The following is a 14,030-nucleotide window of genomic DNA, read 5'->3' as shown; positions in this document are numbered from 1 at the left end:
CAGTCTCGCTGCAGTCGTGGGTTATGCCTAATCACCATCGTGCCCCACGCCCGAACGGGCGTCGTTCTGGGGTCCGCCAGGGCTCTCGCCGCAGATGCGCGTAAGGGTCCAACCCCAATGCCATACGCAACCGAAGACGGTGCTCGCGCTAGTCCGCAATCGAGCCGGGCGGCGGCCCCGTCGTGTCCCGCACCCGCAACTCCGAGGTGAACGACGCCGGCTGCGGCTCCGCCCCCTCGAGCATCGCCAGGGCGGCACGTGCGGCGGCCTGCCCCTTCTGCACGAAGGGCTGCACCAGGGTGGTCAGGTGCCGGATCGGGGTCCGGTGGAGCAGGCTGTCGTCCACGGTGATGCCGTCGAAGCCGACGACGCTGACGTCCTCGGGCACACGGAGCCCGGCATCAAGTGCAGCCGAGATCACCCCGACGGCGATCAGGTCGCTCTGGGCGATGACGGCGGTGGGGCGGGGGCCGTCCGGCGCGAAGAGCTGGGTGCCGGCGAGACGTCCCTCTTCCACCGAGCTGCCAGCGGTCTCGATCGCGACGGCGTCCGGGTAGACCTGGCGCACACCACGCAGGCGCTCGAGCGTGGTGAAGGCGATGCCCTCGTTCTGCCGGGCCGCGTTGATCGGGCCACGGCGACGCGCGGCATCGAGCGGCAGGGTCACGACGGTCACGTCCTGGTGGCCGAGCCCCTGCAGGTACTCGGCAGCACGGCGTGAGGCATTGCGGTTGTCGAGCTGGACGGGGACGGCACCCTCGATCTCGTCCGCCTCGATCGCGACGACGGGGATCTGTCGGCGACGCAGCACCGCGACGGCGGGGTCGATCCGGACGTTGCACCCGACGAGCACGACGGCGTCCATCGGGGCGTCCACCAGCGGGCCGGCACCCTGCTCGTCGTCGAGCGGACTCCGCACGAGCAACAGTGAGGCACCGGCAGCACCGGCGACCTCGGCGATGCCGTCGAGCGTCAGGACGTTGACCGGATCGCGGAAGGCATCGCTCAGGCGCTCGTCCATCACGACACCGATGACGCCGGAGCGGCCGCGGCGCAGGGAACGGGCACGGGGATCGGGGCCGCCGTACCCGAGGTCGGCGGCGGCGGCGAGCACGCGGGCCTTGGCGTCCTCGGACACCGGGCCGAGACCACTGAAGGCGAGTGAGGCCGTCGACGGCGCCACGCCGGCGGCACGGGCGACCGCGGCGAGCGTCGGGCGCGGTCGTCGAGCAGCGACGTCGCGGGGAGGCGACGCGCCGGGTCCTGTTGCCGGTTCGTCCATCGCCCGTTAGCGTAGCCGGAACAAGCAGTCGAATCGATTCGACAGCGGCATGACCAGCACGAACCCGCACCGGAACGCGCAGCACCGAGCGCGCCGCAGCACGATGGGAACCACCATGACGACGCCGTCCACCCGCACCATCCCGACCACCAAGGCCTGGATCATCGCGGTGTTCGTGGTGTTCACCCTGTCCGGGCTCGACATCGCGACGTGGCTGGGCCGGATCCCGAGCGTCCGCGACTCCCTGGGGGCGAGCACGTTCGAGATGGGCCTGCTCGTGCTCGGCATGGCCGTCGGTTCCATCGGCGGTCTGACCTTCGCCGGGCACATCGTCGCGAAGCTCGGTGCTCGTCGGGGCGTGCAGGTGGCTGCGGCGTGCCTGGCGGTCGGGATGATCTTCGCCGGGGTCGCGGTCACGCTCGGGTGGGGCTTCGCCGCCATCTGGATCGCGCTCATCGCGTTCGGCTTCGGCAACGGCCTGTGCGACGTGTCGATGAACGTCTCCGGCGCCGCGGCAGAGAAAGCCGGCGGACGCACGATCATGCCGCTGTTCCACGCCGCGTTCAGCCTCGGCACGCTCGCGGGTGCAGGCCTCGGTGCGCTGGCCGAGCGGTTCGAGATCCCGGTGTCGTGGCACTTCATCGTGCTCGTGGTCGTCACGAGCGCCGCCATGCTCGTCGCCGTCAGGAAGTTCCAGGACGAGCACCGCTTCGAGCAGCCGGTGTCCACCGACACCAGCCCGGTCGCGACCCCGCTCACCCGCTGGCAGGTCTGGGCACAGCCCTCGACGCTGCTCATCGGCGTGATCGTGCTCGGCATGGCGCTGGCCGAGGGGTCCGCGAACGACTGGCTGCCCCTCGCGATGATCGACGGCCACGGGCTCGACAACGCCGGCGGTGCTGCCGTGCTGACGGTGTTCCTCGCCGCGATGACTGCCGGCCGCGTCGCCGGCAGCCCGCTGATCGACAAGTTCGGCCGCGTGCCGATCCTGCGCATCAGCGCCGCCGTCGCGGTGGTGGGCCTCGGCATGCTCATCTTCATCGACAACGTCCCGCTCGCGATCGTGGGCGTCGTGCTCTGGGGCCTCGGTGCCAGCCTCGGCTTCCCGATGGGCATGTCCGCCGCGGCCGACGACCCCCGCACCGCCGCCGCCAAGGTCAGCGCCGTCGCGACGATCGGCTACGTGGCGTTCCTGGCCGGGCCGCCGCTGATCGGGTTCCTCGGTGAGGAGATCGGCCTGCTCGGCGCGCTGCTCATCGTCTTCGTGTTCATCATCGCGGCCGGCCTGGCCTCGGGCGCGGCCCGCGAGACCGGTGCCGCCGCCCGGCCCGCCCGCGGGACCGCCAAGACGAGCGGGACGACGAAGCGCGAGACCGAGAAAGCCAGCCAGACCGACAAGACGAGCGAGACCAGCCGCAGCTGACGCACCCCGCGCTCAGTCGCCGCCCCCCGCCCGCGCCCGCGTCGCCAGGTGCAGCGCGAGCCGGGTCTCCGGGTCGGACAGGTCCACCCCGAGCAGCCGCTCCACCCGCGCGATGCGGTCGGACACCGTGTTCCGGTGGACCCCGAGCACCGCGGCGGTCTCGGCGATCGACGACTCCGCGTCCAGGTAGGCGGCGAGCGTCGTCAGGAGCGCCCCGCCGCCGCGTTCGAGCGGTGCGAGCAACTGCCGAGAGGCGGGCAGGAACGTGTCCGTCTGCGTCCACGCGAGCAGCAGCTGCGCGAGCCCGAGCCGGTCGACGTGCACGAAGTGCCCCGACTCCGGACGGCTGGCGGCCAGACGGGCGGCGTCGCCCGCCTCGCCGAGCGTCCGGACCAGCCCGGCAGGGCCCGCCTGCAGACTGCCGACGCCCACGTTGGTCTCCACGGTGGTGCGGAGCGTGTTCTGCGCGCGCCGCAGCCGACCCGCGATGTCGGCCACTGCCTCCCGGCCGGGTTCGTCGGGTTCCGACAGCCACAGCACCCAGCCGTCCGCCTGTTCGACGACGACCGCGTCGAGTCCCTCGGCGCGCACCGCGGCGTCGACCTGCTGGCGGAGCGCGACCAGGTCGACGCCCTGCCGCGCGACCACGCGTGCGCCGACGTGCCAGGCGTCCAGCCGCCACCCGGCGGCGATGGTCCGCTGCACGAGCTGCGGGGCGGGCGCCCCGTCGGCCGCACGGAGTTCGTCGAGCATCGCCATCCGGTAGCGGGCGTCGCGCTCGTCGTCGAGCCTGGTGAGCAGCAGCCGGTGGCCGACGGCGACGGCGGCGACCTGCAGGGCACTCGCGACCACCTGCTGTTCGGCGGCGATCGGGACGGACAGGCCGACGGCCAGCCAGGCGCGCGGTCCGATGCCGGTGCCGACCGGGATCGCCACGAGCGTCTCGTCGATACCCTCGGCGGTCAGCACGTCGCTGGTGCCGGCGCGGCGGACGAGCACGGCGCGGGCCGCGTCGTCGACCGCGGCTCCGCGGAGTGCCAGGCCCGAGGCGTCGAGGAAGCGCACCGGGTGGCCGAGCGAGCGGTCGAGCCGGGCGAACAGGTCGTCGAGTTCGGGGCCGGCATCGAGCGCGACGCGGGAGGCGTCGAGGGCGGCCCGGGCCGCCGGGCCCATCCCGGTGCCGATGAGTTCGTGCAGGCGGACCGAGGTCGCCCACGGGTCCGGGGTGGCGAGCACGGCGACGCCGAGCCGGTCGGCGAGCGTCGTGGTGCCGGGGCCGAGTTCCAGGGCGCCGTCGACGACGAGCAGGGTGGTGCCGACCGCGGACGCCCGGCGCAGCAACACGTCGAAGCGCGCGTCCGCGCGGTCGACCGGGGTGAGCAGCACGACGACGTCGTCGCCCTGCGACAGGGACCGGCCGACCTGGTCGGGGGTCCCCACCACCCCGCGGACGCTCCCGACCGCGGTGCTGCCGGGGCCGACGAGCAGGCGGGTGCCGGAGGGCAGGAGCGGCAACAGGTCGCCGACGGCGTTCACGCGAGCACCTGGCCCACGGCCTCGGGGACGACGTCCGCGTCGATGCCGAACGCCCGCGGGCCCATGCGCGCGGTGCGGTCGGGGTCCGCCCACCACCACGGTGCCGACGGCAGCACGAGCACGGCGAGTTCGTTGCCGACCCGCGTGCGGTCGGTCGCCACCGGCGCGAGCGACCGCGCGTCGACGACGGTGATCACGCTCGGCGTGCTGGCGACCGGCAGGCCGTCGACCAGGCAGTGCACGTACTCGCTGCCCGCCTCGACCCGGGCGACCGCACCGGTGTCGGCGTCGCGGATGGCCAGGCTGCTGCGGACGAACGCGAGCGCGTCCCCCTCGCGCTGGACGTCGATGACCCGGCCCTGTGCGACGACCCGGCCGCCGATGAGCGCGGCGAGTTCCGCCGCGTCGCGTGCACCACCAGCCGCACGTCCGATCCGGAGGGCACGCTGCACGCTGCCGACGACGGCCCGCTCGCGCAGCAGCGCAACCGGGACCGGGCCGATCGCGAAGGCCGCCCAGCCGCCGCTGTGCGAGACGGCCTCGCGCCAGACCGTCTCGACGTCGTGGGGGTGCCGGGCGTCGACCACGATCCGCAGCCGGCTCGTGGTGGCCGCGGCGGCCGTGACCGTCGTGGTCGGGCCGACGAACACCGACAGCTGGTCGATGCGCGGGACCGCGCGGCCGACCAGGTCGGCGTCGACGAGCGGCAGTCCGGCGGCGTGGGCGGTGAGGGCCGCGGCCGGTCCGGTCACGCCGCCGATCTGCGCGGCGACGACGGCGTCGGCACGGGTGCCCGTCCAGCGTTCGACCGCCGCGAGCGCGGCCGGCAGCTCCTCGCCGCTCGGCATCTTCTCCTCGAGCACGGTCGTCGACCCGATCAGCCCGACGGCCACCACCGAGCCGAGCGCGGGGTCGTCGAGGTGGACGACCGGCACGCTGCGGTCGCCGAGTGCGACGCGGAGTGCGCTGACCATGTGATCGACGCGGCCGCCCCCACCGCAGCCGAGCAGGGCGGTGCCGCGTCCGAAGACGGTCGCGTCGTCGGCCTGGAGGCCCGCCACACCGCCGCCCCGCCGCTCACCGTGGTCCATGGGTCCATTCTGCTGCCGTGGTCGCGTCCCGGGGGGGGCAGAGCCCGGGGCCGGGTGCACGTGCCGGGCGCCGGGGTCGGCGCGCGGCCGTCGGTCAGCCGACCGCCGGGGCGGCCGGGCGGACGTGCTCGTGCAGGTCCTCGACCGGGACGAACGGTTCGTCGAGCCCGAAGCACGACGGCCCGAACACGGCGAGCGCCTCCGGGGTCCGCATCAGGTCGGGCGTCGAGATGCCGATCACGCAGACGCGCTGCCCGAACCGCAGGCGCTCGGTGGTGATCGGCTCGGCGGTCTCGGCGTCGAGGACGCAGATCAGGTCGGGCACGACGGCGACGAGGCGGCCGTCCCGCCGGGCGACGAGGTTCTCGTTCTGGAACCGGAGCTCGAGCTCGGAGCCGTCGGTCCCCTGCACGGTGGCACGACCGCGAGCGAACCCGTCGACCGTGCGGCGCTCGACGTCGACGACCTTGCCGTTGAACAGCTCGCGCAGGTGCGTGTAGATCGTCGCGCCGAACGCCTCGGCCAGGGCGTCGATCGGGTCGCGGTGCGTCTCGCGGGCCACCCGGATCGCCCGGCCGACGGCGAGCGCGAGGGACAGCGTGCGTGGGACGGCGGTCTCCTTCACCTGGCGGCCGGACATGGCGTACTCGGCGATGTAGGCGACGCCGCCGAGCCGGATGGTGACCCCGCGGGCGAGCCACTCCATCTGCTTGTTGTCCGTGCCGGTCTCGATGATGACGCCGTGACCGTTCTCGTCGCTGATCGCCAGTGGACTGCCGGGGACCCCGTAGACCGAGAACGTCTCCATCTGCAGCTCGGGGAACGCGCGGCCCATGCCGTCCGCGTCGACGACGGGCAGGCCACCGGTGGCACCGACGAGCAGCGGGATCATCGAGTTGATGCCGCCGCACTCGATGGGCATCGTCGCGGTCGCCGTCCTGCCCAGGTGGGCTTCGAGCCGACGGAGTGCGCCGAGGGGTTCCGGTCCGGCCGGGATGCGTTCGAGCACCACGGTCGGTGCGCCCATCTGCGCGGTGGGGATGACGAGGGCGTCGTCGGGCACCTCGGACGGGTCGAGGATCGTGACGGGGCCGTGCTGTTCGATCGCGGCACGGACCAGGAGCATCCCGATGGTGGGGTCGCCTCCGCCGCCGGTGCCGAGCAGCGCGGCGCCGCGGGCCAGGTCGGGCAGGTCGTCGACGTCGAGGATCCAGCTCATCGGTGCGCTCCCGTGTTCGTCTCGCCCGCGCTCGTGGTGCCGTCGTGGCGGACCGCGGGGGTGTCGTAACCGAAGTACCGCGGGCCGGCCAGGCGCAGGCCGTCCGGGGAGTGCCAGCGCTCGTCGGCCGGTGCGGTGACGATCCGGATGCGGGCGCCGAACCGCAGGGCCTCGGTGGTGATCGGCTCGCCGGTCTCGGCGTCCAACGTGATGATGAGGTCGGGAGCCGTGGTGCGGACCTGGCCGGCCACCTCGACCAGCAGGTGCTCGTTCTGGAACCGGAGCACCGCCTCCAGGCCGGTGTCGCTGCCGGAACCGGCGATGCGGGCCGTGCCACGGGCGAACCCGGTGACGGTCTTGCGCTCGATGTCGGCGACCTTGCCCTGGAACACGACCGTGCCGCCGAGCACCTCGGTGACCGCCGTGACGGGGTCCGCGTTCTCGCTGCGTGCGCGGACCAGCGTCTCGCCGAGCCGGACGCTCAGCGACAGACTGCCCCGGACGAACGACTCCTTCACTTGCGCGCCGGACATGGCGTACTGCGCCGTGATCGCGGAGCAGCCCATCTCGACCGTCGCCGTGCGGGCGAGCCGCTCCGCCCACCGGTTGTCCACCGTGTCGAAGACGACGGTGTTGCCCTTCTCGTCGGCCAGGGCCATCGGTGTCGCGCTGACCCCGGACAGGGTCGGCAGCACCATCTGCACCTCGGGGAAGGCGCGGCCCATGCCGTCACCGTCGACCAGGGGCAGGCCGAGCTCGGCCGCGGCGACGATCGGGGTCGTCGAGTTCACGCCGCCGACCTCGATGCAGGCCAGGTGGGTGGGGGTCACGTTGAGGAACGCCGAGAGGCTGCGGATGGCCTCGGCGAACTGGCCGGCGGACGGCAGCTTCTCGACCATCACGGTGGGTGCGCCGATCATCGCGACCGAGAGCACCACGGCGTCGTCGGGCAGGTCCTCGACCTGGACGATGTCGACCGGGCCGTGGGCGCGGACGGCGGCCTCGGCGAGCAGGCGTCCGATGTAGGGGTCACCGCCGCCGCCGGTGCCGAGGATCGCGGCGCCGCGGGCGAGGGCGGAGCAGTCGGCGCCGATGGCGGTGAGGGGTGCCGTGGGCGCGGCGGCGCGGGGCGCGGCCTGCGTGGCGCTCATCGGACCAGCGCCCCGAGTGCCAGGTCGCCGACGGCCTTGGCGCGGATCCGCGTCGCGTTGCCCGGCAGGTACGGGATCGGGACCTCGTCGAAGTCCACGATGTCGACCGAGCCGGGGTCGGCGCCGGCCGCGATGGCACGGTCGACGGCCTCCTGCCGGGCTTCGTCGACCACGGCCGACCGGCGGCCGTCGCTGATCGCGTAGACCTTGTCGACCTCGCCGCTGACCTGCGCGATCGCCGCGCCGATGGCGTTGGCGACCGAGTAGTGCTCCGGGCGGTGCACGGTGCCGAGTCCGGGCAGGGTGTCCGGCAGCAGCACCGAGCCGCCGCCGACCGCCACGACGGGCAGCGGGTCGGACGAGGTGCGCATCCGCTCGACGATGTCGGCGACGCGCTCCGCGATGACGTCGAGCGCGCGGGCGGCGACCTCGGCCGGCACCCCGGCGACGAGCGACGGGTCCCCGATCGCGCCACGGCCACCGCGGACGGCCACGTCGGTGGCGGTCAGGGTCGTGCCGCCGAAGACCAGGCCCTCCTCGGTCAGGCGGTACCCGACGGAGTCCGGGCCGACGACGCTGCCGTCCTCGCGGATGCGGGAGCCGCCGCCGATGCCGACGGACAGGACGTCGGGCATCCGGAAGTTCGTGCGAATGCCGGCGACGGCGACCTCGCCCGTGGCTTCACGCGGGAAGCCCGCGGTCAGGACGCCGACGTCGCTCGTCGTGCCGCCGACGTCGACGACTGCACAGGTGTCGAAGCCGGACAGCACCGCGGCGCCGCGCATCGAGTTCGTCGGGCCGGAGGCGAACGTCGCGACCGGGTAGCGACGGGCGTACTCGACGTCCATCAGCGTGCCGTCGTTCTGGCTCAGGAACAGCGGTGCGTCGATGCCGCTGCCCGTGACGGACCCGGACAGGCCGTCGACGATGCGGTCGGCGAGCTCACGGAGCGCCGCGTTGATGATCGTCGCGTTCTCGCGCTCGAGCAGGCCGATGCGACCGATCTCGGACGACAGCGAGAACGCCACGTCGGGGCCGAGCTCGGCGGCCATGATCTCCTGCGCGCGCTGCTCGAACTCGTCGTTGATCGGGGAGAACACCGACGAGATCGCGACGGAACGGATGCCCGCGGCCGCGATGGCACCGGCGTGCCGCTTGAGTTCCTCGGGGTCGAGCTCCGAGATGACGCGGCCGTCGAACTCGTGGCCGCCGTGGGCCAGGAACGGCTGCGCGTGCACGGCCGACACCAGGTGTCCGGGCCAGTCCGTGAACGGCGGCAGCGACGCCGTCGCCGGCAGGCCCAGGCGGACCGCGGCGGTCGGGGCGAGGCCGCGCGCCTCGACCAGGGCGTTGATGAAGTGGGTGGTGCCGATCATCACGCCGTCGATGTCCGTGGCACCGAAGGCGTGCTGCTCGCGCAGGCCGTCGAGCGCGGCGACGATGCCCGAGGTGACGTCGGGGGTGGTGGACCGCTTGACCGCCGCTCGGACGGTGCTGCCGTCCATCAGGACGGCGTCGGTGTTGGTGCCGCCGACGTCGATGCCGATGCGCATGGGGTTCCCTTCGGTGGTGCGGTGGAGCGGGTGCGGGGTCGTTCGTGGGTGCTGGTGGTTCGTGGGTGCTGGTGGTTCGTGGGTGCTGGTGGTTCGTGGGGACCGGCCGCGCCGTCACGCGGATCAGGTGCGCGACGCCGCGACCGGCCGTTCGGGGAGCCTGCGTCAGGCGGCAGGGGTGGCTGGGGCCGACGCCGGGGCCGGCGCGGCCTCGGTCCGACTGACCCCGACGCCGCGGATCAGCCCGACCTTGCCGGCGACGACGTAGAGCACGAAGGCGATGACCACGGAGTTGATCGACGGGATGCCGACGGCGACGAAGTACCCGACGAGCGAGGCGATCGCCCAGATGACCAGGGTGGCCGGCACCCAGGTGGGCGAGGTCGCCGGGATGTTCTCGGCGTCGCTCAGCTCGCGGCGCCAGCGCTTCACGACGAAGTACTCGGCCACCATGATCCCGGCGATGGGCGGGAAGACGACGCCGAGCACGGACAGGAACGGTGTCAGGGCCCCGAGGAACCCGACCGCGGCGAGCACCGAGCCGACGACGCCCATCACGAGCGTCACGAGCCCGCGGTTCACCTGCTTGCCGAACACCGCGTCGATGAAGTTCGTGACGCCGAGACTCGAGCTGTAGATGTTCCAGTCGTTGATCTTGAACGTGCCGAGCAGGATCACGAGGATGCCGACCCAGCCGACGCTCGACGTGATCACGCGGGTGATGTCCGCGGAGCCGACGGCGTGGGCGAGCAGGACACCGGCCAGGCCGATGACGTACTCGCCGAGCGTCACGCCGAGCAGCGTCTGCTTCACGACGTCGCCGACCGACCGGTTGAAGCGCGTCATGTCCGGCGTGATCACCGCACCGACGATGAACCCGCCCGCCACCAGGGTGGTGCCGGCGACGAAGCTCAGCTCCGGACCGGCCGGGGCACGCGCGGCGAGCTCGGCGATCGAGTGCCGGCTCAGCTCGACGATGACCGCCCAGCCGACGAGCACCAGGAACAGCGGCACGGTGACGTTCGCCAGCCACTGCATGGAGTGGAAGCCGCGCAGGACGATCGCGGTGACGAGCAGCCCGAACACGAGCGACCACGCCCACGCGGGCAGGATCGGCAGGATCGCGACGAGGCCGGCCGCCGAGACCCCGGACTGGATGCCGAACCAGCCGATCAGGCTCAGCCCGATCGCCAGCCCGACCAGCGCCGAGCCGGCCTTGCCGAACCCGGTCCAGCGGGCGATGACCGAGGTGTTGAGCCCCTCGCGCACGCCGATGACGCCGACGAGCACCGAGACGATCTCCAGGATCACGGCGCCGAGGGTGATCGCCCAGAAGGCATCCCAGAAGCTCATGCCGAAGCCGAGCGTCGCACCGAGCAGGAACTGGGACAGGGCCGAGATCTGCCCGAAGCGCTGCACGGCGACCTGGAACCAGCCGTAGCGCGCGGACATCGGGACTCGGCTGAGCGAGTAGTCGTCGACGGCGACCGACTCGGAACGGGGCGTTCGTGGTGCTGACACTGCGGTCTCGCTGGCCATCGTGGCTCCTCGGGGAGGGGGTCGGCGTGAGCCGATCGGGGTGTCAGCCACGGTAGGACGGCGTCGGACCGCCGTACATGTGCAGAACGTCGTTACGGGCATGTGAATCCGTGCGCTGTGCACAGCCTGCGCGCCCGGTCCGGGTCACGACACCATGCCGGTTAGGCTTCCGGGGTGCGTCTCGTCATCGCCCGGTGCTCCGTCGACTACGCGGGCCGGCTGTCCGCCCACCTGCCGCTCGCGACCCGCCTGCTCATGCTCAAGGCGGACGGCTCCCTGCTCGTGCACTCCGACGGCGGCAGCTACAAGCCGCTGAACTGGATGAGCCCGCCCTGCTCGATCGAGATCACCGAGCCGGACGACGAGCAGTCGGGCGCCGGCATCACGCAGGTGTGGACGGTCACCCAGAAGAAGACGCAGGACAAGCTCATCGTCTCGCTGTACGAGGTCGTGTCCGACGAGTCCCACGACCTGGGCGTCGATCCGGGCCTGGTGAAGGACGGGGTCGAGGCGCACCTGCAGCAGCTCCTGGCCGAGCAGATCGAGCTCCTCGGCGACGGCCACACCCTGGTCCGCCGGGAGTACATGACGGCGATCGGGCCGGTCGACATCCTGGCGCGTGACGACGCGGGCGCGAGCGTCGCCGTCGAGATGAAACGCAACGCCAACATCGACGCGGTCGAGCAGCTCACACGGTACCTCGAGCTCATGAACCGCGACCCGCACCTGCGCCCGGTGCAGGGCGTGCTGGCTGCGCAGACGGTGGCACCGCAAGCCCGCACCCTCGCCGAGGACCGCGGCATCCGCGTCCTCGTGCTCGACTACGACGCGATGCGCGGCATCGAGGGCGGTCACACCCGCCTGTTCTGAGCGGACCACGTCACCCCCGGTCTGGAGGCACGGCGCACCCCCGCCCCGCGGCCGACGGGATCCCGGATGGTCGCCGCCACGGCCCGGCTAGGGTGGGCAGGACATGACCAGCCCGTTCTCCGCCATCCTGTTCGACCTCGACGGCACCATCAGCGACTCCGCGCCGGGCATCCTCGAGAGCCTGACGCACACCTTCCGCACCGTCGGCGTCCCGGTGCCGGACCACGACACCCTGATGTCGTTCGTGGGCCCGCCGATCATGGACACGTTCCGGGTCGCGATGGGCATGGACGAGGAGCTCGCCGACCGCACCCTCGCCGTCTACCGCGAGCACTACTTCTCGCACGGGGCGCTCGACTCCGCCATGTTCCCGGACATCGACGTGGTGCTGCGCACCCTGCACCAGGCGGGGCTGCCGATCTCGACGGCGACGAGCAAGCCGGAGACCCCGGCGACCTACATCCTCGAGCACTACGGCCTCACCGGGGACATCGACATCATCACGGGTGCGAGCGACGACGAGGTGCGGTCGAGCAAGGCCGACGTCGTCGAGGAGGCACTGCGACGCCTCGAGGCCCACGGCTTCGACACCAGCCGCCCGGTGCTGATCGGCGACCGGAAGCACGACGTCGAGGGCGCGACCGTGCACGGCGTCCCGGTCGTCTTCGCCGAGTGGGGCTACGGCTCCCCCGACGAGGCCGAGGGCACCATCGCCCGCGCCGCGACCCCGCTCGACCTGCTGCCGATCCTGCTGCCGTCCGCGACGCCGTCCGCATGAACGACGTCGCACGCCGGAGCCTCCGCGGTGCCGCCTGGCTGCTGCCCGCGGCCATCGTCCTGATCGCACTGAACTTCCGCGGCCCGATCGTCGCGACCGCCCCGGTCATCGGGGACGTCCGCGCCGACCTCGGCCTGACCGCGACGATCGCCGGGCTGCTGACGACGATCCCGGTGCTGTGCTTCGCGCTCGCGACGCCGTTCGCCAGCTGGGTCATCGCGAAGGCCGATCCGGAGCGCGCGGTGTCCCTGTCGCTCGTCATCGTGCTCGCCGGCACCGTCGTGCGCTCGATGCCCTCGTCGGCGGCGCTGCTGCTCGGCACCGCGGTCATCGGCATCGGCATCACGATCGGCAACGTGGTGATCCCGGTGGTCATCCGACGGGACACCTCGCCGGAGCGCGTCGGCCTGGTCACCGGCGTCTACACGTCGGCGCTCAACGTCGGGTCGATGATCACGTCGCTCGGCACCGCTCCCCTGGCGGCCCTGTGGGGGTGGCCGGTCGCCATCGCGATCTGGGCGGTCTTCGCGCTCATCGCCGCCGCTGCCTGGACCTACGCGGTCGGTGCTCGGGCGGCCTGGCGACGCCCGGTGCTGTCCGACCACGACGAACCACTGCCGATCACCGGTCCGATCGACCAGGTGCTGGACACCGGGGCGATCCGCACCGCGCGCGCCGCCGAGGCCGCACGGGTCGCCGCCGCCGAACCGATCCGGCCGGCACGACGGCTCATCACCTGGGGCCTGACGCTGGCGTTCGGCGGCCAGGCGTTCTCGTACTACGCCCTCACCGCGTGGATCCCGACGCTGCTGCACGACGAGATCGGCTTCTCGAAGGCGTCGTCGGGCGCGAGCTCGTCGGTGTTCCAGATCCTGGCCGTCGTCGGGGCGCTCGGTGTCCCGCTGCTCGCGACCCGGTGGCGTCCGGCGGCGATCATCGCCCTGGTCGGCACCCTGTGGCTGGCGATGCCGCTCGGGCTGCTGTTCGCCCCGCAGCTCTGGCTGCTGTGGTCGGTGCTCGGCGGTGCGGCGCAGGGCGGCGGCATCACCGTGATCTTCATCGTGATCGTGCGGATCGTCTCGAGCGACGCCGACGCCCGACGGATGTCCGCGTTCGTGCAGGGCGGCGGGTACCTGCTCGGCTCGGCCGGGCCGCTCGTCGCCGGTGCCCTGCACGGTGCGACGGGGAACTGGACGGCACCGCTGCTCGTCGTGCTCGTCGCGGTGCTCACCCTCGGTGTCGTCGGGACGTTCGCCGCACGACGGGTGCCCTGACCCCGAAGCCGAACGCCGGCTGAGACCCCGCTCCGGCTCGACCCCCGAGGCGCTGACCGACGCGGGCCGCACCCGCACGACCCCTCAGCGCGCGGACCGGCTTCGCGGCCAGCTGGCGGCACGGTCCCGGCCGGTCGTCATCCCGGACGGCCAAGGTCCGGAGGGTGGACATCCGACGACCCGCCCGGTGGCGGGACCAGCCGCTCACGGCACGGCTCACCCTGCTCGTGATCGCGGCTGGCACGACCGTGCTGCTCGCCTGGAACCTGGGCCGTGGTGGGGACTTCAGCTTCTACCAGGCGTCGGCGCGGTCG

11 protein-coding genes are annotated in these 14,030 nt (G+C 72.9%); 4 read left to right on the top strand and 7 right to left on the bottom strand.

Features of this window, described 5'->3' with window-relative positions:
* Positions 1-148: 148 nt before the first annotated feature.
* A complete protein-coding gene (locus tag H7A73_RS00580; RefSeq protein ID WP_182064217.1) occupies positions 149-1,282 on the bottom strand; it encodes a substrate-binding domain-containing protein in 1,134 nt (377 codons plus the stop codon).
* Positions 1,283-1,331: 49 nt separating this feature from the next.
* Between H7A73_RS00580 and H7A73_RS00575 the strand changes: the two genes are divergently transcribed.
* On the top strand, positions 1,332-2,705 hold the full coding sequence (locus H7A73_RS00575) for an MFS transporter (RefSeq protein ID WP_259362635.1): 1,374 nt from the start codon (positions 1,332-1,334) through the stop codon (positions 2,703-2,705).
* A gap of 12 nt (positions 2,706-2,717) precedes the next feature.
* Here the strand turns inward: H7A73_RS00575 and H7A73_RS00570 are convergent, their stop codons facing one another.
* From H7A73_RS00570 to H7A73_RS00545, 6 genes are all read right to left on the bottom strand, one after another.
* Positions 2,718-4,241, bottom strand: coding sequence for a PucR family transcriptional regulator (locus H7A73_RS00570; RefSeq protein ID WP_182064216.1), 1,524 nt, complete (start codon positions 4,239-4,241; stop codon positions 2,718-2,720).
* Positions 4,238-5,332 carry a DUF917 domain-containing protein gene (locus H7A73_RS00565; RefSeq protein ID WP_182064215.1) on the bottom strand — a complete coding sequence of 365 codons (1,095 nt, stop codon included), beginning with the start codon at positions 5,330-5,332 and terminating at the stop codon, positions 4,238-4,240. Before H7A73_RS00565 ends, H7A73_RS00570 begins: the two co-directional genes overlap by 4 nt.
* Before the next feature lie 94 nt (positions 5,333-5,426).
* Positions 5,427-6,551 (bottom strand): DUF917 domain-containing protein, encoded by a 1,125-nt coding sequence (locus H7A73_RS00560; RefSeq protein ID WP_182064214.1) that lies wholly within the window; start codon positions 6,549-6,551, stop codon positions 5,427-5,429.
* The gene (locus H7A73_RS00555; protein ID WP_220456572.1) at positions 6,548-7,702 is read right to left on the bottom strand and encodes a DUF917 domain-containing protein; all 1,155 of its coding nucleotides are present in this window, start codon (positions 7,700-7,702) and stop codon (positions 6,548-6,550) included. The genes H7A73_RS00560 and H7A73_RS00555 overlap by 4 nt, the downstream gene beginning before the upstream one ends.
* Entirely contained in the window at positions 7,699-9,255 is a 1,557-nt protein-coding gene (locus tag H7A73_RS00550) for a hydantoinase/oxoprolinase N-terminal domain-containing protein (RefSeq protein WP_182064213.1), read from the bottom strand. The genes H7A73_RS00555 and H7A73_RS00550 overlap by 4 nt, the downstream gene beginning before the upstream one ends.
* A 165-nt stretch (positions 9,256-9,420) precedes the next feature.
* A complete protein-coding gene (locus tag H7A73_RS00545) occupies positions 9,421-10,794 on the bottom strand; it encodes a purine-cytosine permease family protein (protein WP_182064212.1) in 1,374 nt (457 codons plus the stop codon).
* Positions 10,795-10,968: 174 nt separating this feature from the next.
* Here H7A73_RS00545 and nucS point away from each other — a divergent pair, with 174 nt between their 5' ends.
* From nucS to H7A73_RS00530, 3 genes are all read left to right on the top strand, one after another.
* Positions 10,969-11,664 carry an endonuclease NucS gene (nucS, locus tag H7A73_RS00540; RefSeq protein WP_182064211.1) on the top strand — a complete coding sequence of 232 codons (696 nt, stop codon included), beginning with the start codon at positions 10,969-10,971 and terminating at the stop codon, positions 11,662-11,664.
* Between the two features lie 103 nt (positions 11,665-11,767).
* Positions 11,768-12,442, top strand: coding sequence for an HAD hydrolase-like protein (locus H7A73_RS00535; protein WP_182064210.1), 675 nt, complete (start codon positions 11,768-11,770; stop codon positions 12,440-12,442).
* The gene (locus tag H7A73_RS00530) at positions 12,439-13,716 is read left to right on the top strand and encodes a CynX/NimT family MFS transporter (RefSeq protein WP_182064209.1); all 1,278 of its coding nucleotides are present in this window, start codon (positions 12,439-12,441) and stop codon (positions 13,714-13,716) included. Before H7A73_RS00535 ends, H7A73_RS00530 begins: the two co-directional genes overlap by 4 nt.
* Positions 13,717-14,030: the final 314 nt, after the last annotated feature.

The organism is Curtobacterium sp. ME12 (genome assembly GCF_903970855.1).
In the GTDB taxonomy this organism is placed as follows: domain Bacteria; phylum Actinomycetota; class Actinomycetes; order Actinomycetales; family Microbacteriaceae; genus Curtobacterium; species Curtobacterium poinsettiae_A.
This window is presented reverse-complemented; position numbering and strand designations above follow the sequence as displayed.